The sequence below is a fragment of the Candidatus Bandiella woodruffii genome, from assembly GCF_034359465.1.
Taxonomy (GTDB): Bacteria; Pseudomonadota; Alphaproteobacteria; order Rickettsiales; family Midichloriaceae; genus NDG2.
Map to the genome: position 1 here is coordinate 759749 of NZ_CP110820.1, position 24747 is coordinate 784495.

General features: G+C 36.0%; 23 protein-coding genes, 2 tRNA genes and 7 pseudogenes. 12 read left to right on the plus strand and 20 right to left on the minus strand.

What is annotated here, in order from left to right; genetic code table 11:
* Window positions 1-33: 33 nt before the first annotated feature.
* The 4 genes and pseudogenes from Bandiella_RS04660 to Bandiella_RS04675 all read right to left on the minus strand — a co-directional run bounded on the left by Bandiella_RS04660 (window position 34) and on the right by Bandiella_RS04675 (window position 2300).
* Window positions 34-804: a cytochrome c1 gene (locus tag Bandiella_RS04660; protein WP_323732590.1), complete on the minus strand. Its 771-nt coding sequence runs from the start codon at window positions 802-804 to the stop codon at window positions 34-36.
* A 126-nt stretch (window positions 805-930) separates the two neighbouring features.
* A pseudogene (locus Bandiella_RS04665) lies at window positions 931-1633 on the minus strand (IS6 family transposase).
* Between the two features lie 163 nt (window positions 1634-1796).
* Window positions 1797-1964 carry a hypothetical protein gene (locus Bandiella_RS04670; protein ID WP_323732591.1) on the minus strand — a complete coding sequence of 56 codons (168 nt, stop codon included), beginning with the start codon at window positions 1962-1964 and terminating at the stop codon, window positions 1797-1799.
* Window positions 1965-2300, minus strand: coding sequence for a hypothetical protein (locus Bandiella_RS04675; protein WP_323732592.1), 336 nt, complete (start codon window positions 2298-2300; stop codon window positions 1965-1967).
* Window positions 2301-2443: 143 nt separating this feature from the next.
* Between Bandiella_RS04675 and Bandiella_RS04680 the strand changes: the two genes are divergently transcribed.
* Window positions 2444-2532 (plus strand) — tRNA-Leu (locus tag Bandiella_RS04680).
* An 88-nt stretch (window positions 2533-2620) separates the two neighbouring features.
* On the opposite strand, the gene dgt is transcribed toward Bandiella_RS04680, so the two are convergent.
* The 4 genes and pseudogenes from dgt to Bandiella_RS04705 form a co-directional block, all read right to left on the minus strand.
* Complete coding sequence (gene dgt, locus Bandiella_RS04685; RefSeq protein ID WP_323732593.1) at window positions 2621-3766, minus strand: dGTP triphosphohydrolase; 1146 nt, start codon at window positions 3764-3766, stop codon at window positions 2621-2623.
* A gap of 10 nt (window positions 3767-3776) precedes the next feature.
* Window positions 3777-3853 (minus strand) — tRNA-His (locus Bandiella_RS04690).
* Between the two features lie 166 nt (window positions 3854-4019).
* Window positions 4020-4690, minus strand: a pseudogene (locus Bandiella_RS04695) (IS6 family transposase).
* A gap of 16 nt (window positions 4691-4706) precedes the next feature.
* Window positions 4707-4946, minus strand: a complete 240-nt coding sequence (locus Bandiella_RS04705) for a hypothetical protein (protein ID WP_323732595.1) — start codon at window positions 4944-4946, stop codon at window positions 4707-4709.
* A gap of 20 nt (window positions 4947-4966) precedes the next feature.
* On the opposite strand from Bandiella_RS04705, the gene Bandiella_RS04710 reads away from it, so the two are divergent.
* The 3 genes and pseudogenes from Bandiella_RS04710 (at window position 4967) to Bandiella_RS04720 (ending at window position 6627) form a co-directional block, all read left to right on the plus strand.
* Window positions 4967-5179 carry a hypothetical protein gene (locus Bandiella_RS04710; RefSeq protein ID WP_323732596.1) on the plus strand — a complete coding sequence of 71 codons (213 nt, stop codon included), beginning with the start codon at window positions 4967-4969 and terminating at the stop codon, window positions 5177-5179.
* 88 nt (window positions 5180-5267) lie between these two features.
* A pseudogene (locus Bandiella_RS04715) lies at window positions 5268-6025 on the plus strand (IS5 family transposase).
* 56 nt (window positions 6026-6081) lie between these two features.
* Window positions 6082-6627, plus strand: a pseudogene (locus Bandiella_RS04720) (IS6 family transposase).
* A gap of 109 nt (window positions 6628-6736) precedes the next feature.
* Here Bandiella_RS04720 and Bandiella_RS04725 read toward each other — a convergent pair.
* Together Bandiella_RS04725 and ygfZ are read right to left on the minus strand one after the other, a co-directional pair.
* A complete protein-coding gene (locus Bandiella_RS04725) occupies window positions 6737-6988 on the minus strand; it encodes a hypothetical protein (RefSeq protein WP_323732597.1) in 252 nt (83 codons plus the stop codon).
* A 312-nt stretch (window positions 6989-7300) separates the two neighbouring features.
* Entirely contained in the window at window positions 7301-8080 is a 780-nt protein-coding gene (ygfZ, locus tag Bandiella_RS04730) for a CAF17-like 4Fe-4S cluster assembly/insertion protein YgfZ (RefSeq protein WP_323732598.1), read from the minus strand.
* Between the two features lie 191 nt (window positions 8081-8271).
* Between ygfZ and Bandiella_RS04735 the strand changes: the two genes are divergently transcribed.
* From Bandiella_RS04735 to Bandiella_RS04745, 3 genes are read left to right on the plus strand one after another with little or no spacing between them, the layout of a single operon-like run.
* Window positions 8272-8817: a shikimate kinase gene (locus Bandiella_RS04735; RefSeq protein WP_323732599.1), complete on the plus strand. Its 546-nt coding sequence runs from the start codon at window positions 8272-8274 to the stop codon at window positions 8815-8817.
* Between the two features lie 52 nt (window positions 8818-8869).
* Window positions 8870-9079, plus strand: a complete 210-nt coding sequence (locus Bandiella_RS04740; protein ID WP_323732600.1) for a hypothetical protein — start codon at window positions 8870-8872, stop codon at window positions 9077-9079.
* A 23-nt stretch (window positions 9080-9102) separates the two neighbouring features.
* Complete coding sequence (locus tag Bandiella_RS04745) at window positions 9103-9924, plus strand: GTP cyclohydrolase II (RefSeq protein ID WP_323732601.1); 822 nt, start codon at window positions 9103-9105, stop codon at window positions 9922-9924.
* 169 nt (window positions 9925-10093) lie between these two features.
* On the opposite strand, the pseudogene Bandiella_RS04750 reads toward Bandiella_RS04745, so the two are convergent.
* Window positions 10094-10306: pseudogene (locus Bandiella_RS04750) on the minus strand (DDE-type integrase/transposase/recombinase); the annotation flags it as partial.
* A 95-nt stretch (window positions 10307-10401) separates the two neighbouring features.
* Here Bandiella_RS04750 and Bandiella_RS04755 point away from each other — a divergent pair.
* Window positions 10402-11072, plus strand: a pseudogene (locus Bandiella_RS04755) (IS6 family transposase).
* Between the two features lie 179 nt (window positions 11073-11251).
* Window positions 11252-11377, plus strand: coding sequence for a hypothetical protein (locus Bandiella_RS04760; protein ID WP_323732602.1), 126 nt, complete (start codon window positions 11252-11254; stop codon window positions 11375-11377).
* A gap of 52 nt (window positions 11378-11429) precedes the next feature.
* Here Bandiella_RS04760 and Bandiella_RS04765 read toward each other — a convergent pair whose 3' ends face one another.
* The 4 genes from Bandiella_RS04765 to yajC are packed head-to-tail and all read right to left on the minus strand — an operon-like array spanning window position 11430 to window position 13009.
* Window positions 11430-11963 (minus strand): NuoB/complex I 20 kDa subunit family protein, encoded by a 534-nt coding sequence (locus Bandiella_RS04765; RefSeq protein WP_323732603.1) that lies wholly within the window; start codon window positions 11961-11963, stop codon window positions 11430-11432.
* Window positions 11954-12325, minus strand: coding sequence for an NADH-quinone oxidoreductase subunit A (ndhC, locus tag Bandiella_RS04770; protein WP_323732604.1), 372 nt, complete (start codon window positions 12323-12325; stop codon window positions 11954-11956). Before ndhC ends, Bandiella_RS04765 begins: the two co-directional genes overlap by 10 nt.
* A 7-nt stretch (window positions 12326-12332) precedes the next feature.
* Window positions 12333-12659 carry a 2Fe-2S iron-sulfur cluster-binding protein gene (locus Bandiella_RS04775; RefSeq protein ID WP_323732605.1) on the minus strand — a complete coding sequence of 109 codons (327 nt, stop codon included), beginning with the start codon at window positions 12657-12659 and terminating at the stop codon, window positions 12333-12335.
* 8 nt (window positions 12660-12667) lie between these two features.
* Window positions 12668-13009: a preprotein translocase subunit YajC gene (gene yajC / locus Bandiella_RS04780; protein WP_323732606.1), complete on the minus strand. Its 342-nt coding sequence runs from the start codon at window positions 13007-13009 to the stop codon at window positions 12668-12670.
* 315 nt (window positions 13010-13324) lie between these two features.
* Between yajC and Bandiella_RS04785 the strand changes: the two are divergent.
* Window positions 13325-14034, plus strand: a pseudogene (locus Bandiella_RS04785) (IS6 family transposase).
* 40 nt (window positions 14035-14074) lie between these two features.
* On the opposite strand, the gene Bandiella_RS04790 reads toward Bandiella_RS04785, so the two are convergent.
* A complete protein-coding gene (locus Bandiella_RS04790) occupies window positions 14075-14461 on the minus strand; it encodes an IS6 family transposase (RefSeq protein ID WP_407651238.1) in 387 nt (128 codons plus the stop codon).
* Window positions 14462-14834: 373 nt separating this feature from the next.
* On the opposite strand from Bandiella_RS04790, the gene typA reads away from it, so the two are divergent.
* Complete coding sequence (typA, locus tag Bandiella_RS04795) at window positions 14835-16646, plus strand: translational GTPase TypA (protein ID WP_323732607.1); 1812 nt, start codon at window positions 14835-14837, stop codon at window positions 16644-16646.
* Between the two features lie 154 nt (window positions 16647-16800).
* Window positions 16801-17505, plus strand: a complete 705-nt coding sequence (locus tag Bandiella_RS04800; RefSeq protein ID WP_323732571.1) for an IS6 family transposase — start codon at window positions 16801-16803, stop codon at window positions 17503-17505.
* Between the two features lie 146 nt (window positions 17506-17651).
* On the opposite strand, the gene Bandiella_RS04805 is transcribed toward Bandiella_RS04800, so the two are convergent.
* The 4 genes from Bandiella_RS04805 to Bandiella_RS04820 form a co-directional block, all read right to left on the minus strand.
* Window positions 17652-18134, minus strand: a complete 483-nt coding sequence (locus Bandiella_RS04805; RefSeq protein ID WP_323732608.1) for a DNA polymerase III subunit chi — start codon at window positions 18132-18134, stop codon at window positions 17652-17654.
* Window positions 18131-22900, minus strand: a complete 4770-nt coding sequence (locus Bandiella_RS04810; protein WP_323732609.1) for an NAD-glutamate dehydrogenase domain-containing protein — start codon at window positions 22898-22900, stop codon at window positions 18131-18133. The genes Bandiella_RS04805 and Bandiella_RS04810 overlap by 4 nt, the downstream gene beginning before the upstream one ends.
* 192 nt (window positions 22901-23092) lie before the next feature.
* A complete protein-coding gene (locus Bandiella_RS04815) occupies window positions 23093-23944 on the minus strand; it encodes a zinc-binding dehydrogenase (RefSeq protein ID WP_323732610.1) in 852 nt (283 codons plus the stop codon).
* A gap of 17 nt (window positions 23945-23961) precedes the next feature.
* Window positions 23962-24537, minus strand: coding sequence for a DUF5394 family protein (locus Bandiella_RS04820; protein WP_323732611.1), 576 nt, complete (start codon window positions 24535-24537; stop codon window positions 23962-23964).
* Window positions 24538-24747 lie beyond the last annotated feature (210 nt).

Sequence of the window (24747 nt, forward strand, 5' to 3'; positions counted from 1 at the left end):
GGAAAAATATCAACTTTAAGCAAGATCGCATGGCTACTTAACTTTTTTCCAAATTCTTTTCATTGCTATGTAAAACAATACGGTGAAGATGGATAAAAATATCAAAACCTTTATGCCTAGAGACTTAGACTCCTCCATCTCAGGCTCTGCCGTCCACTGCAAAAAATTGGTCACATCTTTTGCCATAGCATCGATGGTGGATTTTGTGCCGTCATCATATTCAACTTGCCCTTCTGTGGTAAGTGGAGGTGGCATAGCTAATTGATCTCCTCCTGCTATAAAATATGGGTTATAGTACATATTTTCTCCAAGATTGAACCCAGAAGGCGGGGTTGTATATCCAGTCAATAACGAGTACACGTAATTTTCACCATCTGGCCTTGCCTTTGTTATCAAAGATAAATCAGGAGGGTACGCACCATTGTTAGATGCTCTTGCTGCTTTTTCATTGGCATAGGGGCCAGGAATGTAATCCGATGGAGTCGCTGGTCTATCAAACATTTCCCCTTCATCATTCGGACCATCTTTTACAGTATATTCGGAAGCCAAAGATTTTATTTCATCTTCGTTAAATCCAATCTCACTTAGGTTTCTAAAAGCAATTCTCTTGACAGAATGGCATGCAGAGCATACTTCCTTGTACACTTTAAATCCTCTTTGGATTGACTGTCTATCAAATTTCCCAGTTACTCCACTGAATGACCATTGCATTTTTTTCGGTGGGTTAGCTTCATCCGAACTATGTGCTTGATGCACTATAAGGGCAATCAAACAGACAAACAATAATGCTAATATCTTTTTCATTTACTTTATATTTTTGAAGTACTTTTGCATTTCTATAACAAAAACTAAGCTCTAACAAGTTTTTGTTGGCTCTGTCGCATCTGTAATATGATGCAAAAACTTTCAAATTATTTGTATATTTTTCCATTAAGCAGTTAGTGAAAGAAATTTATCAAAGTCAGAATTATAATTGTCATTGTCAGCAAGTTGTCCTTTTTTAATCATGTGCAAGAGCTCTATTCCTGCAATAGTCCTGGCGGCACTTCTAAAGGATTTGAAACCAAGCATCGGTCTAGTTCGTTTCTTTACAAATCTGTGATCGCCTTCTATCCTATTGTTTAGATATTTGTTATGCCTAATTTCTATTTGGTCTTCTTTAGATAATGGCTTATTGATCGAATTCAAAGCAGAAGTATTAGAGCCACTTTTATCTATATTAACCTTTATAGGCTGGCCACTAGATTTAATTGCTTTCCTGAAAAACGCTTTAGCTGCCCTTTTATCTCTTTTTGCTCTTAGCATAAAATCTATGGTATCCCCGTATTTATCAACTGCTCTATACAAATAGACCCATTTACCTTTAACCTTGATATATGTCTCGTCCATTCTCCAGCTGCCGTTGACTGGCTTTTTTTTTTCTGAATCTTCCTTCAAGTATTGGCATAAACTTTACTACCCATCTTTGTAGAGTGGCGTGATCTATGTTGAGTCCTCTCAACCCGCCTATCTCTTCTATCTCTCTGTAACTTAAAGAATATCTTCCTTTCATATACAGCGATACCATAATGATTTCTGCGCCATATTCATGGTTCTTAAAATACTTCATTAATTTTGGGTCTACTTTAAACATTATTACCAGCAACTATTTCTTTCAGAATATCAAAAATTCTTATGTGTTTCAACAGATGCGACAGAACCTTTTTTACACTCTGTATTCATATTTCTATTTTCTTTGTTGCTCGCTATATTCATTTTAGCATCTTATCTATATTCATTTTAGCATCTTATCTATCTTATGGCAACCAGTAAAAACTTTTTCTAAATCCCAGTTCCTCATCATGAATGAAATTTTTAAGAATCCCCATCGCCTCTTTGATCTCAAGACGCATTTTTTTATCATTAATGTTATCATAACCAGTAAAAACTTTTTCTAAATCGTACACGTATTGAGTTTTTTTCATCTACCTGTATGATTGGCAAAAAATACAGTGCTCCTCATCATGAATGAAATTTTTAAGAATCCCCATCGCCTCTTTGATCTCAAGACGCATTTTTTTATCATTAATGTTATCATAACCAGTAAAAACTTTTTCTAAATCGTACACGTATTGAGTTTTTTCATCTACCTGTATGATTGGAAAATACAGTGACTCTCTCCTCATATTATCTCCTTCGTTCGCTCTATACTGCTCGTATACCTCACTATTGCCATAATAAATTGGAATAAAATTATTTCCAAAGTTTTCCTTACTATCGAATAAGTTAAGCAGAGCCACGTAGGTAAAAAAGTTTTTCATAAGACAACACCTCCACATTGCAAAATACTGCATCACAGGATAAAATGCCTTGCAATGTTTTGTCAATACTTATCTTTCCTCAATAGAGGTAAGTTTTGATTGCTATTGAAAATTAACAAATTTACTCTACAATATTGGATTCCGCGGTCGTGGTGGAATTGGTAGACACGCAACGTTGAGGTCGTTGTTCTCTGTTAAGGGATTGAAAGTTCGAGTCTTTTCGACCGCACCAGTCATGGGCCATATTTTTTATGGTGCACTGTGCAAAGTAGTGATGAATTCAGAGCTATCAAACGACAAATAATTTTTGGCAAAGAGAGTTAATAATCATGTAAGTCAAAAACCCTTCTATGCTCGTCAACAGCAAATCTATCAGTCATCCCTGCTATATAATCTGTAATTATGGTTGCAAGGTTGGCCTCATTTTTTAGGTCAGTTTTTTGTTGCCAATCTTGAGGGAGGTTTACTGGATAATTCATGAAATATGTAAAAAGATCCTGTATAATTTTGCAAGCCTTGTAATTCACCCTGTTGATTGGGAAATTTCTATAAACCTTGTCAAATAAAAACTTTTTAAGCTCGATCAACTGGATTTTTACGGGGTCTGAGAAACTGACTATCACCTCATTCGCATCCACTACCTGCTTAGCCTCTGTAATATCCAAGCTTTTAAGATTACTTTTTGTTTGATGTAGTAAATTTTCTACCAAAAATTTACCAAACTCTCGCAATACCTCTATTTTAAAAACTTCCTTTTCCACATCTTTGTACTCCGAATATACTTTGTCATATACATTTTTAAACATCTCTATCTGGCAAAAATCGCGCATTTTTACAAATCCCGCTCTTACTCCATCGTCAATATCGTGTTTGGAATAAGCTATATCATCTGCTAATGATGCAATTTGAGCCTCTAAAAAAGCATTACCAGAAAGTTTTATTGGAATGCCGTCAAGAATATCTTTTAATTGATTGTAGTACTTACTTTCCTGATTAATCGGACCGTTGTGTTTCAAGATTCCATCTAGCGCTTCTAATGTCAAATTAAGACCATTAAACTTCGGAAATTGTTTCTCAAGTTGTGTTACGATTCTAACCACTTGCACATTATGATCAAAACCACCGAACTTAAGTGATACTTCGTTTAGTGCACGTTCTCCAGCATGCCCAAACGGTGGGTGCCCCAAGTCGTGTGATAAAGCAATCACCTCAGCCAGCTCTTCGTTCGCCCTCAATTGCTTTGCGATATAAACAGCAATTTGCCCAACCTCAAGCGAATGCGTCAGTCTGGTTCTGTAGTGATCACCGATGTAATTGATAAATACTTGTGTTTTATACTCCAGCCTTCTAAAAGCTTTCGAGTTGATAATTCTAAACTTATCTTCAAGAAAATCATACTCCATGTCTTCACAGTAGACCCTGCCAGATGACTTAAAAAGTCCTAAAGAATAATTTTTCTTATACATATTAAAACAATGGGGCGAGCAACGGAACTCGAATCCGCGACCTCAAGTGCCACAAACTTGCGCTCTAACCAACTGAGCTATGCCCGCCATAAATTAACATCAATAGATATAACTAAATTCACACAAAATCAACAACTTCCTTTTTTAATTATCCGTGGTATGGAATGCTACTCAATAGCTGGTGTGGGCTCTGTCGCATCTGTAATATGATGCAAAAACTTTCAAATTATTTGTATATTTTTCCATTAAGCAGTTAGTGAAAGAAATTTATCAAAGTCAGAATTATAATTGTCATTGTCAGCAAGTTGTCCTTTTTAATCATGTGCAAGAGCTCTATTCCTGCAATAGTCCTGGCGGCACTTCTAAAGGATTTGAAACCAAGCATCGGTCTAGTTCGTTTCTTTACAAATCTGTGATCGCCTTCTATCCTATTGTTTAGATATTTGTTATGCCTAATTTCTATTTGGTCTTCTTTAGATAATGGCTTATTGATCGAATCTCAAAGCAGAAGTATTAGAGCCACTTTTATCTATATTAACCTTTATAGGCTGGCCACTAGATTTAATTGCTTTCCTGAAAAACGCTTAGCTGCCCTTTTATCTCTTTTTGCTCTTAGCATAAAATCTATGGTATCCCCGTATTTATCAACTGCTCTATACAAATAGACCCATTTACCTTTAACCTTGATATATGTCTCGTCCATTCTCCAGCTGCCGTTGACTGGCTTTTTCTTTTTCTGAATCTTCCTTCAAGTATTGGCATAAACTTTACTACCCATCTTTGTAGAGTGGCGTGATCTATGTTGAGTCCTCTCAACCCGCCTATCTCTTCTATCTCTCTGTAACTTAAAGAATATCTTCCTTTCATATACAGCGATACCATAATGATTTCTGCGCCATATTCATGGTTCTTAAAATACTTCATTAATTTTGGGTCTACTTTAAACATTATTACCAGCAACTATTTCTTTCAGAATATCAAAAATTCTTATGTGTTTCAACAGATGCGACAGAACTGCCAATGGCCATGACATAGCAAACAATTCATTGAGGTTTGGAACTTTGCTCCAAACCCATTTTAGGTCATCACTCAAACCACTTCCACGATATGCACAATAAGCAAGGCAAGTGCTCAAATACTTCAATGCACGTATATAATTCATATAAGGGAGTGTTGCCATAAGATAGATAAGATGCTAAAATGAATATAGCGAGCAACAAAGAAAATAGAAATATGAATACAGAGTGTAAAAATGCAGTAGCAGTAAATACGTTAAGAATGGTAATATTAGGGGTATGCAAAGGTATAAATGCAAAGAGTGTGGATGTAATTTTACAGGTTCTGTCGCATCTGTTGAAACACATAAGAATTTTTGATATTCTGAAAGAAATAGTTGCTGGTAATAATGTTTAAAGTAGACCCAAAATTAATGAAGTATTTTAGATAGTGTCGTCATGAGATTTGTGGTATAATATGAAAGAAAAGACAAATCAGGAGTAAAATGGATTTAGGGCTACATAGGCATGATATAACAGATAATATGTGGGATTTGATAAAGGATCATTTGCCAGGAAGGGAAGGTACGTGGGGAGGTTTGGCACATAATAACAGAAGATTCATTAACGCAGTATTTTGGATATTAAGAACAGGTTCTCCCTGGAGAGATTTGCCTTCAGAATATGGAGGATGGAAAAATACACATAAAAGATTTTGCAGATGGAGAGACAAAAGGATATGGGAGGCTTTATTGGAGATATTTGTGAAAGAACCTGATATGGAATGGTTAATGATAGACGCAAGTCATAGTAAAGTGCATCCACATGCTTCAGGTGCAAAAGGCGGCAATCAAGATATGAGTCGTACAAAGGGGCTCAATACAAAGATTCACCTTGCCGTGGATTCACATGGTATGCCACTCAAAGTTATTGTCACAAAAGGCTCAGAAGCTGATTGCAAGCAGGCTGTTAATCTTATTGAAGAGATGAAAGCTGAGTACTTACTAGCCGACAGAGGGTACGATGCTAATTACATAACTGACCATGCCCAAGAATTGGGCATGAGATTGTTATTCCTCCTAAAAGAACAGAATCACCCAGAGAAAATACGATAAAGATTTATACAAAATAAGGCATATTGTAGAAAACACCTTTCTTCATCTTAAAAGATGGAGGGGAATTGCAACCAGATATGCTAAAATTCAGCTTCTTTCTTGCCGCAATTCAGATTAGATGCTTATCTCTTTGGCTTAAAATCTCATGACGACATTATCTAAGAACCATGAATATGGCGCAGAAATCATTATGGTATCGCTGTATATGAAAGGAAGATATTCTTTAAGTTACAGAGAGATAGAAGAGATAGGCGGGTTGAGAGGACTCAACATAGATCACGCCACTCTACAAAGATGGGTAGTAAAGTTTATGCCAATACTTGAAGGAAGATTCAGAAAAAGAAAAAAGCCAGTCAACGGCAGCTGGAGAATGGACGAGACATATATCAAGGTTAAAGGTAAATGGGTCTATTTGTATAGAGCAGTTGATAAATACGGGGATACCATAGATTTTATGCTAAGAGCAAAAAGAGATAAAAGGGCAGCTAAAGCGTTTTTCAGGAAAGCAATTAAATCTAGTGCCAGCCTATAAAGGTTAATATAGATAAAAGTGGCTCTAATACTTGCTTTGAATTCGATCAATAAGCCATTATCTAAAGAAGACCAAATAGAAATTAGGCATAACAAATATCTAAACAATAGGATAGAAGGCGATCACAGATTTGTAAAGAAACGAACTAGACCGATGCTTGGTTTCAAATCCTTTAGAAGTGCCGCCAGGACTATTGCAGGAATAGAGCTCTGCACATGATTAAAAAAGGACAACTTGCTGACAATGACAATTATAATTCTGACTTTGATAAATTTCTTTCACTAACTGCTTAATGGAAAAATATACAAATAATTTGAAAGTTTTTGCATCATATTACAGATGCGACAGAGCCCAAATCTTCCATAAACTGTAACAACAAGCATTTAAATAAACGTAAAACACCATATCCCTTATAATTAGCAGGAGATTCAATTCCCTTCAGCTCTTGCTCTACTGCCCCAAAATTAAACAGCTCCTTAAATTTGCGATATTGATGCTCACTACCAACCAATTGATCCAAACATACCATTATTATTTGATGCGCTGATGACATTTTTCTCTTCTTTATTCTGTAATCCACTCCACTATACCTTTCTTTATTCCATCTTGCAACACTCCCACGATAAAAACAAGCGCAGATTCCTGGTAAAGCACGTAGACGATTCAGTGTTCGCCGAAATGGAAATATCGGATTTGAAAGAAGTGTTAAGCTATTTAGGTTGATTAGACGTCCCTAGCCTTTTGAAGGTATACTCTCCATCTTTTAAAAGTTGGTATCGTCATTTTTGCGTTCTCGCATTTCGTCACTTACTATTTGTACGCTTCTTCACATTTGTCACTCATATCCCCTGCTCTTTTCAAAGTTATCTGTCTTCTATAAATCCACCAATTCTTAATTTGACTTGGGTGTAGAATTATTTTTGATCAACGCGAGGGCTGTTTTGTTGTATTTTTTTAATATTAGCCCCACTTTTTTTGAGTCTTGAAAAAGCTCCCTGTCTTTGATTACAAAGTTTTGCAAAGAAATGTTAGAAAGCTGTTTTTTATTTGTGCCTCTGTAATTCATTCTGGCTGTAACTTCTTGTCCGATGTAACAGCCTTTTTGAAAGCTTATGGCATTTAACTTGTCCATACCAAGCTCCAGCGCCCAAAACTCACCAGGCATGAAGTCTACCCCGAATTCTGGGACTAAAAATACCAATCTCTTCTCTTCATATAACCCTAATAAATCGCTATTCATTGTAAAAGTAGTCAGTTCTGACGTATTAGCTGTATATCCCCTAAAGCCTAAATTTATGTTTCTGGGATCGGGATAAAAGCTTTGGGTTAGTCTATCGTTGCTAATGTAAACGCTGATTTCTGGCTGAAGCGCAATATCAATATTTGAATGCAGCTTATGCATGTACAACCTCTTAATGATTTCTTCTGCATAAGCCTTGTTGCAATCTAAACAAATGTCTCCTTGTAACTTAAAGACAAAAAAGTCGTACAACACTTTTCCTTGAGGTGACAGAAGAAGGCTATATTGTAACTCATCAGGTTTTAGTTTCTCAATGTCATTTGATAGCAGGTTTTGTAAAAACTTATTCTGATCTCTGCCAGATAGTTTTATTATGCCCCTATGTTTTAAATCGCTGTATACTCCGCTAACTTGCAAAGTTGGTGTCCTCATTTTTTCGCCCTCGAATTCATTTTATATTTCTTTTTACATTAATCATATCCTGCACTCAATTCCTTGCCACTTATTCATATGGACTATCATAACGTTGTTTGTGCAATAATAATACTTGAAAATATAGTCATCACTTATTATTTATAAGGGGGTAACTATTTTTCAATCTAAAATTAATTGTAATTGAGCGCGTGATAAAAGGAATGATTATAAAACCTATAGTCCTAGTTGGTATGATGGGAAGTGGCAAAAGCACAGTGGGGAAAAAATTGGCGAGAAAACTTAACCTTCAATTCTATGATAGTGATAAAGTGTTGGAGGAAAGAGAAGGGCTGAATATTGTGGATATTCATGAATTTATGGGACCTAAATATTTTCAACAGATAGAAGAAGAAACAATTAAAGAAATCATCGACTACGGTACGGTTATTCTCTCCACAGGTGGCAGCAGTTTTATGAATGAGAATATAAGGCAGATGATAAAGGAAAAGGCAGTTTCTGTATGGCTAGATGTGGATTGTGAAACGATATATGAAAGAGTTTCTAGAAGAAATACAAGACCTGAGCTAATGGCAATAGGAAATAAGAAGGAATTGCTAATGAAGATGATAGAAGAAAGAAGGCCGATTTTTGAGTCGGCAGATATTAAGGTGGAGAGCGCGTTGGAAGCTCATCATTTGGTTGAAACAATCGCCAAAAGAATAGAAAAATATTTCGCAGAAGATGGTTCCCAATAAATCATTGATGTTTGATTCGCGAGACATCTCTCTTATAAACGTTGCTAGGGTTATGTCGGATATCAAACTTGGGATACCAATTGTTTTACAGACCCAACACGGTGAGGGCAGAATTCTAGTGGTTCCAGTAGAAAGAATTAATATTTCACTTTTTGACAAGTTAAAATCACTTTTTTCAAACCTAAGTTTAATAATCACAGAACAGAGAATGGATTTCCTGCATCTGGGCAAAAGGGAGGAAAAATCAATTGTAAGAATATAAGTTATAATAATTTGCTAAAGCTTGTGTTTTGCTTAAATAGCGTTGCAGAAGATAATCTACTGATTGCTCCGAAAACAAGTCTGGAAGAGAAATCTTTGTCTCTTTTGAAGTTGGGGGAACTTATCCAAGCTGCAATTACAGTTATTCTTGGGCCAGATGATAAAGTTAGTTTTCCAGTGAACAGTTTAGACGCAGACGATGTAGAAAACTATTTGAAGCATATACAAGATGAGGAGCTTAAAGAAATATGCGAAGCAGAGATCCATTTGAAACTAGCCAAAGGTAAGATCAAAGCTTTTAGATCAGAGTTTGGTAAAGACCATTATGCAGTGATTATTTATCCAAAAGAAAAAAATACCATTGGTTTCACACCACTTGTCAGGGTTCATTCTTCATGCTTCACAGGTGATATATTAGCGAGTATAAAGTGTGATTGCTTTGATCAATTACAAAGTGCAATCAAAATTATGAGCGAACAGGATGGAGGAGTAATAATTTACTTAAACCAAGAGGGACGTGGGATAGGTTTAACAAACAAGATCAGGGTGTATCAAGCTCAATCTTTGGGGCTGGACACCGTTGAAGCGAATGAGGCCATTGGTCTTCAAGAGGATGCAAGAAATTTTACCACCGCCGCAAAAATTTTAAAATTACTTAATATACGCACAATAAAATTGCTTTCCAACAATCCAGCCAAAAGCGATGATTTAACAAAAGATGGGATAATTGTGAGTGAGATTGTGTCACACCAATTTTTAAACGCAGAAGTGAAGAAATATTATCAAACTAAGGTAGATAAATTAAAGCATAAGATTGATCTCAGCACAGAACAAAAAAGTATGTAGTTTCTCCATCAAAACTAACGGGACAGAGGTAATAAGATGGTTAAGAAGAGAAAAAGAATTGAAAAATCAGTAAGTAGTAATTTTAGTAAAAAACCTTGTGGATTTGATAAGGCTCTGTCGCATCTGTAATATGATGCAAAAACTTTCAAATTATTTGTATATTTTTCCATTAAGCAGTTAGTGAAAGAAATTTATCAAAGTCAGAATTATAATTGTCATTGTCAGCAAGTTGTCCTTTTTTAATCATGTGCAAGAGCTCTATTCCTGCAATAGTCCTGGCGGCACTTCTAAAGGATTTGAAACCAAGCATCGGTCTAGTTCGTTTCTTTACAAATCTGTGATCGCCTTCTATCCTATTGTTTAGATATTTGTTATGCCTAATTTCGGTTCTGTCGCATCTGTTGAAACACATAAGAATTTTTGATATTCTGAAAGAAATAGTTGCTGGTAATAATGTTTAAAGTAGACCCAAAATTAATGAAGTATTTTAAGAACCATGAATATGGCGCAGAAATCATTATGGTATCGCTGTATATGAAAGGAAGATATTCTTTAAGTTACAGAGAGATAGAAGAGATAGGCGAGGTTGAGAGGACTCAACATAGATCACGCCACTCTACAAAGATGGGTAGTAAAGTTTATGCCAATACTTGAAGGAAGATTCAGAAAAAGAAAAAGCCAGTCAACGGCAGCTGGAGAATGGACGAGACATATATCAAGGTTAAAGGTAAATGGGTCTATTTGTATAGAGCAGTTGATAAATACGGGGATACCATAGATTTTATGCTAAGAGCAAAAAGAGATAAAAGGGCAGCTAAAGCGTTTTCAGGAAAGCAATTAAATCTAGTGGCCAGCCTATAAAGGTTAATATAGATAAAAGTGGCTCTAATACTTCTGCTTTGAATTCGATCAATAAGCCATTATCTAAAGAAGACCAAATAGAAATTAGGCATAACAAATATCTAAACAATAGGATAGAAGGCGATCACAGATTTGTAAAGAAACGAACTAGACCGATGCTTGGTTTCAAATCCTTTAGAAGTGCCGCCAGGACTATTGCAGGAATAGAGCTCTTGCACATGATTAAAAAGGACAACTTGCTGACAATGACAATTATAATTCTGACTTTGATAAATTTCTTTCACTAACTGCTTAATGGAAAAATATACAAATAATTTGAAAGTTTTTGCATCATATTACAGATGCGACAGAGCCGATTTTTTGAGTATAACAAAGATAAGGTGAGTTAGTCTGCGCACAGCAACAATGATAACCTATCATAGCAAAATAACCTAATGTGGGAAAACTATACTACTTTAGATAAAAAATGAAAGATATTAGCTCTGAAATATACAAGAGATTAGAGAAGCTAGAAGTTGAGAATGAGGAGTTGAAAGCGGAGAACAAAGCATTAAGAAGACCACTGCGTAATATATATACTTCGTTAATTTGAAAAATTGGCGTAGTCATACTTCGGATTCCGCATAACATTTAGGTATAGTCTTTCACAAAGATGTAGTTCTTTTTATCTTGCGCTGAAGTATCAAAAGGCCGTATAAAAGCGCCTCTGCAGTTGGAGGACATCCTGGCACATATACGTCAACAGGTACTATCCTATCACAACCTCTAACAACAGAATAAGAATAATGATAGTATCCACCACCATTAGCACAACTTCCCATCGATAAAACCCACCTTGGTTCTGGCATCTGGTCATAAACTTTTCTTAAAGCCCCAGCCATTTTATTGGTCAGAGTTCCAGCCACTATCATCACATCCGACTGACGTGGACTTGGTCTAAAAAGCATCCCAAACTTATCCATGTCATACCGACTTGAAGCAGTATGCATCATTTCAACTGCGCAACAAGCAAGACCAAACGTCATCGGCCATAATGAACCAGCTCTGGCCCATTTAACTAAATCGTCTAGCTTTGTAGTCACAAAGCCCTTGTTGTTAACGTCTTGAATAGCGTGTTTCAACAAAGCATCTTGCTCTTCATTTAGCTTGTTAACATCGCACGAATTACTTATTCCCATTCTAACGCGCCTTTTTTCCACTCATAAATGAACCCTATGCCCAACGTAATGATAAAAACAATCATCGACCAAAACCCAAACACACTTATATCCCTTAACTTAATAGCCCAAGGGAACATGAACGCTATTTCCAAGTCAAAAATTATAAACAAAATTGAAACTAAATAAAATCTAACATCAAAGTTACCCTTAGTGTTGCCGAAATTTTCAAAGCCACATTCATAGGTAGACAGCTTCTCTCTATCGGGTTTTAAATTGTTGACCAAAAAAGGTAGTAATACAAGTAGCAAAGCCAAAACCAAGCTCAAAACAATAAATACCGAAACAGCTAAATAATTTTCTAAATATTTTTGCAGTTCCATAGCTTCATCATTCTTTAGTTGGTATTTTCACTGTTAACCCATCCAAATTATCTTGCATAATTATCTGGCAACTCAGCCTTGAGGTTTTAGTTAAACCAAATGCTAAGTCAAGCATATCCTCCTCTTCTTCTTTTTTAGGCATTATGTTTTCCAACAAATCATAAAATTGTGGTTCCACAACAACATGACATGTAGCGCAAGACAAAGAGCCGCCGCAAGCCCCCTCAATTTCAAAAATATCGTTTTTATGAGCTATTTCCATAACAGAAAGACCGTTTGGTGCTTCTACTTCCCTTACCCTACCGTCATCAAAGATAAAATTAACCTTTGGCATCTTTAAATTTAATTTGTTTTTTCAGCATCCATAATCCGAGACACAGTCTCTTTTTTTATTTTCACCTTTACTTCAGGTGCAATTTCAACCAATAAAACACCATCTTGCGCTTCCACTTTAGATATAGTGCCGATAATTCCTCCAGCTGTAACTACCTTATCTCCTTTTTTCAAGTTATTCACCATATTTTGATGGTCTCTTAGCTTCTTTTGTTGCGGACGAATGACCAAAAAATAAAAAATAACCATAATGATCAGAAGAGGCGCAATATTCTGCAACATCTGCCAAATCGAATTCTGTCCTGTTGCCACTGTTTCTGTTGTATCTGCTAACGCTTGTGTTATAAACATATTCATTTCTAAATTACGTATTTACGAACATTTCTATATTAAAAGTGGTGATTTTTCAATATAATTTATTCACAGATTCTTATCCTTACCTGAACAATATGTTAGACTGCGTCTAAATAATAAGATATGCCCCCCATAACTTCACGATATAATCTAGCATGTTATCGAGTGTTTATAACTCACCCACGCTTTTATCGGACACTCTAACTTAGTTATTTCCATAATACTCAAATCGTACATTAATTTTGGTTCTGTCGCATCTGTTGAAACACATAAGAATTTTTGATATTCTGAAAGAAATAGTTGCTGGTAATAATGTTTAAAGTAGACCCAAAATTAATGAAGTATTTTAAGAACCATGAATATGGCGCAGAAATCATTATGGTATCGCTGTATATGAAAGGAAGATATTCTTTAAGTTACAGAGAGATAGAAGAGATAGGCGGGTTGAGAGGACTCAACATAGATCACGCCACTCTACAAAGATGGGTAGTAAAGTTTATGCCAATACTTGAAGGAAGATTCAGAAAAAGAAAAAAAAGCCAGTCAACGGCAGCTGGAGAATGGACGAGACATATATCAAGGTTAAAGGTAAATGGGTCTATTTGTATAGAGCAGTTGATAAATACGGGGATACCATAGATTTTATGCTAAGAGCAAAAAAAGAGATAAAAAGGGCAGCTAAAGCGTTTTTCAGGAAAGCAATTAAATCTAGTGGCCAGCCTATAAAGGTTAATATAGATAAAAGTGGCTCTAATACTTCTGCTTTGAATTCGATCAATAAGCCATTATCTAAAGAAGACCAAATAGAAATTAGGCATAACAAATATCTAAACAATAGGATAGAAGGCGATCACAGATTTGTAAAGAAACGAACTAGACCGATGCTTGGTTTCAAATCCTTTAGAAGTGCCGCCAGGACTATTGCAGGAATAGAGCTCTTGCACATGATTAAAAAAGGACAACTTGCTGACAATGACAATTATAATTCTGACTTTGATAAATTTCTTTCACTAACTGCTTAATGGAAAAATATACAAATAATTTGAAAGTTTTTGCATCATATTACAGATGCGACAGAGCCGATTTAATTGCTTTCCTGAAAAACGCTTTAGCTGCCCTTTTATCTCTTTTTGCTCTTAGCATAAAATCTATGGTATCCCCGTATTTATCAACTGCTCTATACAAATAGACCCATTTACCTTTAACCTTGATATATGTCTCGTCCATTCTCCAGCTGCCGTTGACTGGCTTTTTTCTTTTTCTGAATCTTCCTTCAAGTATTGGCATAAACTTTACTACCCATCTTTGTAGAGTGGCGTGATCTATGTTGAGTCCTCTCAACCCGCCTATCTCTTCTATCTCTCTGTAACTTAAAGAATATCTTCCTTTCATATACAGCGATACCATAATGATTTCTGCGCCATATTCATGGTTCTTAAAATACTTCATTAATTTTGGGTCTACTTTTTAAACATTATTACCAGCAACTATTTCTTTCAGAATATCAAAAATTCTTATGTGTTTCAACAGATGCGACAGAACCGTATATATACTCCGAGCACTTGAAAAGTTGGCGTCGTCATACTTCGGATTTCGCATAACGTTTAGGTACATATGTACGTGCCTCATGCTCATCGTTTGTATTCCTAACTATTTTCCAAGTTCTCTGTCGTTTATAAATTTGTCAATCCTTGATTTACTCTAGAGGTATATGGTGTATAATTGGTCATGCCGAGGTAAAAGAAGTATATAGCTTGACTAGATCAATTAATTTATATATTAATACAACTTCTTTAGACCATTCATAACAATTAGTACAAGTATGTCAGAAATTCGTAATATAGCTATTATCGCACACGTTGACCATGGGAAGACAACTTTGGTTGATAATATGTTAAAACAAAGTGGAACATTTCGCGACAATCAAGATGTTATGGATAGGATAATGGACTGCAACGATATTGAACGCGAAAGGGGTATTACAATACTTGCAAAGTGCACATCTATGAATTACGAAGGCATTAAATATAATATCATAGACACACCAGGGCATGCTGATTTTGGTGGGGAGGTGGAAAGGGTTCTCTCTATGGTAGATGGGGTGATAGTGCTCGTTGATGCTTCCGAAGGGCCGATGCCACAAACCAAGTTTGTTGTTTCTAAAGCATTGGCACTTGGTTTGAATCCCATAGTGGTGATTAATAAGGTCGAGAGAGCGGATAGCCGTATTGATGAGGTGCTTGATGAGGTGTTTGACCTTTTCTTCTCCTTAGATGCGACAGAAGAACAGCTAAACTTTCCTGTATTATATGCCTCAGGAAGGAGCGGTTGGGCTCAAACAAGCAATACAACAGGTACTGACTTAAAGCCAATGTTTGAGGTGATGAAAAAGCATGTGAAGGCACCAAAAGTTGATAAGACAGCACCTTTTTCAATGCTTGCAAGTATTTTAACGGCAGATTCCTATCTTGGGCGAATTTTGATCGGTAAGGTATATTCAGGAAGCGCTAAAGTAGGCGATACGATCAAATCCATTGATTTGAATGGCAAACTTATTGAGACAACAAAATTGACTAAGTTGTTTGGGTTTAAAGGGATTGAAAAGATACCTATAGAAGTTGCAGAAGCTGGTGATATAGTTGCAGTTGCAGGGATTGAGAAAACGTCTGTGGCAGACACCATTTGCGATGTAAAAGTTGAAAACCCAATACCATCCACCCCGATTGATCCGCCAACCATGGCAATTAACATCAGTGTAAATAATTCTCCATTAGCTGGTTTGGAAGGATCTAAGGTAACATCCAGAATGATTTTGGCTAGGCTTGAAAAAGAGGCTGAAAGTAATATCACCATAACCTTAACGGTGTCTGAAGGCGGTGAAAACTTTGAAATTGGTGGTAGGGGAGAATTACAACTTGGCGTTTTAATAGAAACCATGAGGCGTGAAGGATTTGAGCTTTCTGTTTCAAGGCCTCGAGTTTTGTTTAAGAAGGATGAATCAGGAAAGACCTTAGAACCGATAGAAGAAGTGGTGATAGATGTGGATGAATCTCATAGTGGCGTTGTTATCGAAAAACTCTCTTTGAGAAAAGGGGACTTAAAAGAAATGAAACCATCCAGCGGTGGTAAAGTTAGGCTGATTTTCCACGCTCCATCACGTGGGTTAATTGGGTATCAAAACGAATTTCGTAATGATACTAGGGGAACAGGTACTATCAACCGTGTGTTTCATGAATATCAAGAATTCAAGGGAGAAATTATCTCTCGTCGAAACGGCGTTTTAATCTCCAATTCTAATGGAGAGACTTCTGCTTATGCCTTATGGAATCTGGAAGATCGAGGGATAATGTTTGTTCCTCCAAAAACAAAGGTATATGAAGGAATGATTATCGGCGAACATAACAGGGACAACGACCTGGAAGTTAACCCAGTTAAAGGAAAACAGCTGACCAATGTCAGGGCGTCAGGCAGTGATGAAAACATTAAGCTCACACCACATAAAGTAGCAACCCTAGAGGAGATATTGTCATATATTAAAGACGACGAACTCATCGAGGTCACTCCTAAAAGCATACGTTTGCGTAAAATGTTTCTTTGTCCTAACGAAAGAAAAAGAGCTTCAAAAAAACAGTAACTTTGTAACAATCTAGAATAGTATTTTCTTGATAATTTCACAAGATTATGTATAATGCACAAAAGGGCTCTGTTGCATCATATTACGGTTCTGTCGCATCTGTTGAAACACATAAGAATTTTTGATATTCTGAAAGAAATAGTTGCTGGTAATAATGTTTAAAGTAGACCCAAAATTAATGAAGTATTTTAAGAACCATGAATATGGCGCAGAAATCATTATGGTATCGCTGTATATGAAAGGAAGATATTCTTTAAGTTACAGAGAGATAGAAGAGATAGGCGGGTTGAGAGGACTCAACATAGATCACGCCACTCTACAAAGATGGGTAGTAAAGTTTATGCCAATACTTGAAGGAAGATTCAGAAAAAGAAAAAAGCCAGTCAACGGCAGCTGGAGAATGGACGAGACATATATCAAGGTTAAAGGTAAATGGGTCTATTTGTATAGAGCAGTTGATAAATACGGGGATACCATAGATTTTATGCTAAGAGCAAAAAGAGATAAAAGGGCAGCTAAAGCGTTTTTCAGGAAAGCAATTAAATCTAGTGGCCAGCCTATAAAGGTTAATATAGATAAAAGTGGCTCTAATACTTCTGCTTTGAATTCGATCAATAAGCCATTATCTAAAGAAGACCAAATAGAAATTAGGCATAACAAATATCTAAACAATAGGATAGAAGGCGATCACAGATTTGTAAAGAAACGAACTAGACCGATGCTTGGTTTCAAATCCTTTAGAAGTGCCGCCAGGACTATTGCAGGAATAGAGCTCTTGCACATGATTAAAAAAGGACAACTTGCTGACAATGACAATTATAATTCTGACTTTGATAAATTTCTTTCACTAACTGCTTAATGGAAAAATATACAAATAATTTGAAAGTTTTTGCATCATATTACAGATGCGACAGAGCCCAATGACAATTATAATTCTGACTTTGATAAATTTCTTTCACTAACTGCTTAATGGAAAAATATACAAATAATTTGAAAGTTTTTGCATCATATTACAGATGCGACAGAGCCTGCACAGATACCATGTTGCCATGAGCCATCCGATTTCTGCACAAAATGCTTTGCGTTAAGTTCTTCTGTGCATCTGTTTAAGGAATTCATAAATTCCTGCACGTTAATTGGCTGATTGTTAATGACGAAAATCTTCGTATAACTCTCTAAGTCCTGCTGTAAAACTAATTTTTCGGAAGTTGCAACCAAAACCCTGTTGTCTGGGTTATTATTTGGTTGTTTGGTTACAAGCAGCACGTCTTGTAGACTTGCATCGCATGCATCGTCTTCTGTTGCGTGAGGTAAAAAAGACAGTTGCGCAAATGTCCAAAGCAAATTGTCCAACTGCCTCATTTCTTCTTTATTAGCACATAAAATAATAACTTTTCCCTCTTCTTTTAAAATTTTAGTAACCACTTTTGGGAAGGTTGCGTTGTATAATAAATTTTCTATTTGGTAGAAACTAAAAGTTTTCATCATACGTCGCAAATGCTATCCAAATGCAATAACTCTTTGAGCTTACTAATAATCACCTGTATTAATAAAAAGCTGTGGCGATAGTCAACTTCCATTAACGCTTTCGTGGTAAAATCATCGAATCTCCTCAATTGTTCTTCGTCTTTGATAAAACTTAGGTTTAGAGTTTCCACATTTTTGCCATTTACTGATTGTTTTAACTGAGCAAACACAAGTTTGATAGTAAGCTTTCTCAATTCGTCTTCGATATAATCATTAGCAAGCCTTTCAACAGGATACACGTCTTCATGCTTACTAATAAGTTCTAACATTTGGTCAATATATAACCGAGACCTGATTTTAAAATACACCCTTGCTATATGTATTATGTCAAGGTTAGTTGACTTATTGATAACGATGATGTCAAAAAGTGAGCTAACTAAACTGAGGTAAGCAATATTGACAACTTCCTCTTGCGGCAATTCATAACCGTTTATCAAAGTGATGATCTTGCTAACTTGTTTGGAAATAACATTGCCGGACAGATACTCATCTTTGCTGAGCCCCGTGATGAGTTTTTGGAATCCTTGGCTGTAAGTTGCTATGTTATCACTAACTTTTGCTGGGTCTAGATAATGCATCAACATCCAGTTTATCCCTTTTTTTACTATTTTCTGTATGGTTAAAAGCAATTTATATTTGACTTCAGAAGAAACACTAGTAGGTAATTCGCGGATTTTAAGCCAGGTATCCTTAACACACATACTCTTTATTACAATGTAAAACGCATCAACTATTGCAACTGATTTATATTCTTTTTCTTCTGACAATTGATAAAACGTAACGCAGCCCAACATATTAACAAAATCATTAGAAATTATGGTTGTAATTATCTCATTGTTCAGTTTATGTGATAATATCGCATTTTTAAAATGTTCTTGCAGGTACTTGGGAAAGTATGAAAGAAGAATGTCTTGGAAAAATTTGTTTTGCGTAAAATCATAAGAATTCAACATCTTTGCGATGGAATTTTTTGTGTACGCAATTAAAACTGCAATCTCTGGTCTGGTCAAAGATCTGCCCTCTAAGTCCATCTTCGCGATCTCCTCTTTGGTTGGCAATTTTTCCACCTCTCTTTGCAGTTCTCCACTTTCTTCAAGATAAGTGATAAGCCAAGCATAGTCTTTGAGTTTGTTGGTGCCAGAAACTTCTATATCAAGCAAAATAGACTGCCTGTGATTATCTTTTAATACCAATTCCTCAACGTCTTTGTTTAGTTGTCCCAGTATTTCGTTTCTTCTTTCTAAGGTAATATTGCCAGTTTGTACTTCATGTTGTAGTGCAATTTTAATATTTACTTCATGATCTGAGCAATCAACACCCGCAGAATTGTCGATGAAATCCGTATTAATCCTTCCGCCATTGTTCGCATATTCTATCCTACCTTTTTGTGTGAATCCAAGGTTACCACCTTCTCCCACAACTTTGCATCTTAGCTGTTTGCCAAATATCCTTAGATTGTCATTTTCTTTGTCACCTATGGCGTTGTCATCCTCAAACTCTCCTTTAACGTACGTTCCTATGCCACCGTTCCACATTAAGTCTACAGGGGCCTTCAGAATCGCAGTGATTAACTGAGCCGGAGAGAGATGATCTGCAGTTATTCCTAAAGCTTGTTTCACCTCTTGCGAAATTGTTATTTGTTTTACAGACCTATCGTAAACTCCACCACCATGAGAGATTAAAGCCTGGTTGTAGTCAGACCACCTCAGCTGTGGGTTGTTAAACAATCTCTCCCTTTCTTTAAAGCTGATTTCTGGGTCTGGGTTAGGATCAAGAAATATGTGGATGTGGTTGAAGGCCGCAAGCAATTGCATCTTACGTGAGAGCAACATACCGTTGCCAAACACATCACCTGACATGTCGCCTATTCCAACTGCGGTGAACACATCTCGGTCTAAATCCACGCCCATAGCGCTGAAATGATTTTTAACGCAAATCCAACCACCTTTTGCTGTGATACCGATTTTTTTATGGTCGTATCCAGCAGAACCACCGGACGCAAAAGCATCTCCAAGCCAAAAATTATATTCTTTGGAAACCGAATTTGCAAAGTCAGAAAACGTTGCCGTTCCTTTATCAGCTGCAACAACAAGGTAAGGGTCAATGTCGTCATACCGCACAACAACATTTTTTGGATGCACAACCACCTTGTCTATGATGTTATCTGTTATGTCCAAAATACCTCTTAAGAAGTTTTTATAACACTCCACACCAACTTTCATTGTTTCCTCTTTTGTATCGGAAGTTTGTTTCACAACAAAACCACCTTTGCAGCCAAGTGGCACTATCAGGGAATTTTTCGTCATCTGCGCTTTCATGAGGTCAAGCACAACTTTTCTGAAATCCTCAGGCCTGTCCGTCCATCTAATTCCACCTCTTGCAACCTTTCCTCCACGCAAATGTACTGCTTCAAATTTTGCTGAATACACAAAAGTGTCAACTTCCGGTTTTGGAAGTGGCATGCCCTCAATCTCTCTAGAACTCATTTTCAATGAGATGAAATCTTTACTCTCCCCGTTTTCTTCAACTATAAAAAAGTTCGTTCTTTTGGTGGCCAATATCAAATTTAAATATGTGCTTAAAATTTTGTCTTCAACAAAAAAGGAGACATTAGAAAGCTGGGTTTTAATAGTCTTCAGCACCTCATCTTCTTCTTGGCTGTTGTAATCTGAAATTGGGCTGAACCGAATATTAAATAATTTCACCATGTCGTTTACCAAACTATGGTACTTTACCAAAGTGCTCAAGATATATTCTGTGCTAAATTCAAATCTTATTTGTCTTAAGTACTTTGCATATGCTCTTAACAGGTTGGCTTCGCGGTAATTGACATCAACATAAAAAATCAAGCTGTTAAATCCATCATTCTCCACTGTGTTGTTCCAAATTTTTTCCAACCCCTCTTCCAAGTTGAAACGTAATTTGTCATCAAAAATAAGCTCATTAAACCTTGGTTTTGTCCTGAAATAACTTATGTACACCTTTTGCTGCGTGCCAAAATGGTTGATTACGACTTCAAAAGTTTCCACGTCTATTGTAAAGAACCCAAGATTGTCGATTATAGGGAAAACAGAAGATAGTGGCAGCTCTGTACCCGCTGAGAAAATTTTTAACTGGATTAATCCCTTCCCACTTTTTGCTGAATTATAAATTTTGAATATAACTTTATTTTTCTCCAATGCCTCTTCTATGGCGTCAATATCATGTAAAGACTGTTCTGGCGAAAACCCATTTGTATACTTTGCATTAAAAGCATGTTGATATTTTTTAAACAGCTTATCCGCCTCTTTTTTAGAAACTTTATTCTCCAGTGCTTCTTTTAAATTGTCTTCCCAAACATTTACAGCGCTTGCGATTAATTTTTCAATTCTATCCACACTATATTGCGGGATTTTCCTTTCTGGCAAGTTAATCGTCAATTGTAACCTGGTAAGCTGCCCTTCACCAATTTTCACATAATACCTTGCAACAAAACCATTAAATTGGTGACATAATATGTTTTCAATCCTTTCTCTTACTTGCGTGCTGAACTTAGTTTTAGGGATAAAGATTAAGGAACTAATATACCTTTTGTCTTGATCTTCCCTTATAAACAATTTCGTCCTTGGGTTGATGGTAAGAGACACGATACCAGCCGCAATGTTAAACAAATCATCTTGGCTGATCTGTAGCAGTTCACTTCTTGGAAATTCTTCTAAAGCTGTTACCAATTCTTTTGCGTTATAACTATCCTTCGGGTATCCATACTTATCAATTACATAAGTTATTTTCTCCCTTATGAATGGTATATTAAGCACACTCATATAATAAACTTTGGTAACTAAAAATCCATAGAAAACATGCACAAAATCGCAATTGCCGTCCTTATCAAAACTCTTGACAGTAAGACACAACATGTAAGATTTTCTATGCACGACTGACTTGAGGTCCGATTTTTTAACGCTGATGACAGATTGTGGTAGTCTGGAGTTTTCAAGTTGTATCACTTTATTATGATAATTCTTATGGGATAATAAACCTAAGGATTTATTATCTTCGATGGTTATTGTTTTGCTCCCTGTGACTATTCCTCTTAAGGATCCTAGGAAAATAAAGTTATCCTCAAGTAAAAAGTTTAAAAAGTTGATATTTTCCTGAGTTACAGCTGAGTTGCTGTGTTTAAGATTTTCGGATAAATTTTCTATGCAATTTGCCAAAACACCTTTCATCCCACTCCATCCATCAACAGAAAGTCTCACACATTCAAGGGTTTCCGAAATTCTATTCTTTAACGTTTGATGAAATTCTTCATCAAACCAATTAGATACATAGAACTGCAATACAACGGTTTTATCATTTTTTATATCTTCCAGTTTATAGTCATGATAATCAATTGAATTAAAAACTTTGTGAGTTAACAGTTTGATGTCAATATCATAAGACTGCAGCTCGTTTTGAACTGAATCTATTAAAAATGTGATATCCCGACCAATTATGGTGAGAATCATATAATCCGATTCCTGATCAGAGGTTGAAATGTCAATTATGCACTCTTCCTTGAAGCTGTTTTTTATAATACCATAAGCACGGTTGCACGCAGCACTTATGATTTTTGGTTGGATGCTGGACAAAGATTCCAAAGATATGTCTTCCAAGAATTTGCTGGTGAATCTTATTACTGCTTGGTCGTTTAAAAAACTGTTGATAATTTCGATTTGTTTATTGCTGTTAGGATTGTTTCTGTCCATTATATTTTTTTACACCTAAAATGTATAATCTAATGACCTATACTAGCATAGATGATAATTATTTGTACTAATAACTTCAAAAAAATTGCCATCGTAATTATACTGCAGCAATTTTTTTAAATGGGAAAAGTTATGATTCGGCCATTTACAATATGGAGTTGCTATGATATTTTGGTTACGCATGGGTTCCATTTAGGTTTTAAGTATTACCTTGCCAATACTACGGCCAGACTGGATGAACTGGTGTGCCTCTTTATAATCTTTTAATGAAAATACTTTACTAATCAGAGGAGTGACTTTGCCTTGATTGATATAAGGCAGTAAGTTTTTCACTGCTTGGTCAAGTAATGATGCTTTTTCGTCCGGTGTTTTATTCCTCAGTGTGGAGCCAGTGATCGTGAGGTTTTTCATCAGAATTCTTGCAGCATTGACTGTGGAAAGCTTTCCATCCATCACTGCGAAAAGAATTAATCTCCCATGTTCATTTAAAATGCTTAGGTTATCCTCAAAATACCTACCACCTAAAATGTCAATTAGTAAATCTACCTTTTCAGCACTTGCAATTCTGGTTTTAAATTCGTCGAAAGTTGATCTTATGCAGTTGCCATAATTTTTCAGGTAATCCAACTTAGCGACAGCCTTAGCAGTCGTATAAACTATCTTTCCATCACAAAGAGCAAATTGCACCATAAAAGAGCCAATCCCACTAGCCCCTCCATGAATTAAAACACTTGTACTCGGTTTAAGACCTCCAATTTGATATAAATTCAACCATGTGGTTACAATGGCTTCTGGTATGGCTGCAGCTTGTACGAAGTCTATATTATGATCGACCAAAAAAGTCTGTCTTTCATCAACCTCCACCATTTCACTATAACCACCGCTAGTTAATAATGCGCACACTTTCTGATTCGTGTCCATACGTATACCAGAAATTTCAAGACCAGGCACAGCGTTTCCATCAGGTGAGGGATATTTACCTTGTAACTGGAGTATGTCCGCTCTGTTAACGCCAATTGCATGAACTTTGATTTTAACTAACATAGGTTTTAGGAAAGTAGTTACAGACCTTTGCCACCGCCACGTTGCCCCGAAGCCCTTAATTTCTCAACAAAGCTCTCCTTATAAGATTCTAAGTTGTCCAACTCCTTTTTTTCAAAATGTTTTTCATATTGTGCACCATCATATTCTCTTGCTATAGCGATACCTCTTGTTATTATGTTAGAAACAAAATTTTCCAAGCTAGTCTCCCCTGCAATTCTTTCTGGGTTTAATATCTTATATGCTTCATATATGATGCGTTGGTAGCGTAATTTCTTTTGCTCTTCCGTAAGTTTTTCCTCTTTTTCTTCCTCTTGCTTTTTACTTTTATCTTTATCTTTTGATTTTGTAATATTTAATATTTTTTCAAGAAACTCAACCAGAGACGTGTCCATGTTGGGGTTGTTTTGATTTAGTAGCAGATACTGGAGCAGCCCTATTAATTGCTCTTTATGCTTTGATAAATTATCAGCTAATGAGAGTCCATTCATTTCCATCTCAACCTGAAGTTTGCGTGCTATTGCTACTGCATCAGCAAGAACTTCTGGATCTAAATCCTCCACTTTTTTTGTATCATCGCTGCTATATTTCTCCATTTGTCCTCATAAAGAATAATTTCAAACTATTTTATGTTTCATAAAAGTTTAGTTTTAAGCATGGGATATATTGCCATAATATGCCTACTTACGTCTATGATGTCTGCCAGATTAGCAGCATAATCCTTAAAAGAAGCAGAATAAAGAAATGCTAACCTAATTTTAGTTAATTGCAAACCTAAATATATTTTACTAACTTCAAAAATTAGC

Coding starts and splice junctions, on each gene's coding strand:
- Bandiella_RS04765 (WP_323732603.1), bottom strand. CDS start 11,963: ATGGGAATAAGTAATTCGTGCGATGTTAACAAGCTAAATGAAGAGCAA.
- Bandiella_RS04810 (WP_323732609.1), bottom strand. CDS start 22,900: ATGGACAGAAACAATCCTAACAGCAATAAACAAATCGAAATTATCAAC.
- ndhC (WP_323732604.1), bottom strand. CDS start 12,325: ATGGAACTGCAAAAATATTTAGAAAATTATTTAGCTGTTTCGGTATTT.
- Bandiella_RS04815 (WP_323732610.1), bottom strand. CDS start 23,944: ATGTTAGTTAAAATCAAAGTTCATGCAATTGGCGTTAACAGAGCGGAC.
- Bandiella_RS04790 (WP_407651238.1), bottom strand. CDS start 14,461: ATGAAGTATTTTAAGAACCATGAATATGGCGCAGAAATCATTATGGTA.
- Bandiella_RS04705 (WP_323732595.1), bottom strand. CDS start 4,946: ATGGCAACACTCCCTTATATGAATTATATACGTGCATTGAAGTATTTG.
- Bandiella_RS04805 (WP_323732608.1), bottom strand. CDS start 18,134: ATGATGAAAACTTTTAGTTTCTACCAAATAGAAAATTTATTATACAAC.
- Bandiella_RS04740 (WP_323732600.1), top strand. CDS start 8,870: ATGTCGGATATCAAACTTGGGATACCAATTGTTTTACAGACCCAACAC.
- Bandiella_RS04710 (WP_323732596.1), top strand. CDS start 4,967: ATGAATATAGCGAGCAACAAAGAAAATAGAAATATGAATACAGAGTGT.
- dgt (WP_323732593.1), bottom strand. CDS start 3,766: ATGTATAAGAAAAATTATTCTTTAGGACTTTTTAAGTCATCTGGCAGG.
- Bandiella_RS04820 (WP_323732611.1), bottom strand. CDS start 24,537: ATGGAGAAATATAGCAGCGATGATACAAAAAAAGTGGAGGATTTAGAT.
- typA (WP_323732607.1), top strand. CDS start 14,835: ATGTCAGAAATTCGTAATATAGCTATTATCGCACACGTTGACCATGGG.
- Bandiella_RS04775 (WP_323732605.1), bottom strand. CDS start 12,659: ATGCCAAAGGTTAATTTTATCTTTGATGACGGTAGGGTAAGGGAAGTA.
- Bandiella_RS04800 (WP_323732571.1), top strand. CDS start 16,801: ATGTTTAAAGTAGACCCAAAATTAATGAAGTATTTTAAGAACCATGAA.
- Bandiella_RS04660 (WP_323732590.1), bottom strand. CDS start 804: ATGAAAAAGATATTAGCATTATTGTTTGTCTGTTTGATTGCCCTTATA.
- Bandiella_RS04675 (WP_323732592.1), bottom strand. CDS start 2,300: ATGAAAAACTTTTTTACCTACGTGGCTCTGCTTAACTTATTCGATAGT.
- ygfZ (WP_323732598.1), bottom strand. CDS start 8,080: ATGAGGACACCAACTTTGCAAGTTAGCGGAGTATACAGCGATTTAAAA.
- yajC (WP_323732606.1), bottom strand. CDS start 13,009: ATGTTTATAACACAAGCGTTAGCAGATACAACAGAAACAGTGGCAACA.
- Bandiella_RS04670 (WP_323732591.1), bottom strand. CDS start 1,964: ATGAAAAAAACTCAATACGTGTACGATTTAGAAAAAGTTTTTACTGGT.
- Bandiella_RS04760 (WP_323732602.1), top strand. CDS start 11,252: ATGAAAGATATTAGCTCTGAAATATACAAGAGATTAGAGAAGCTAGAA.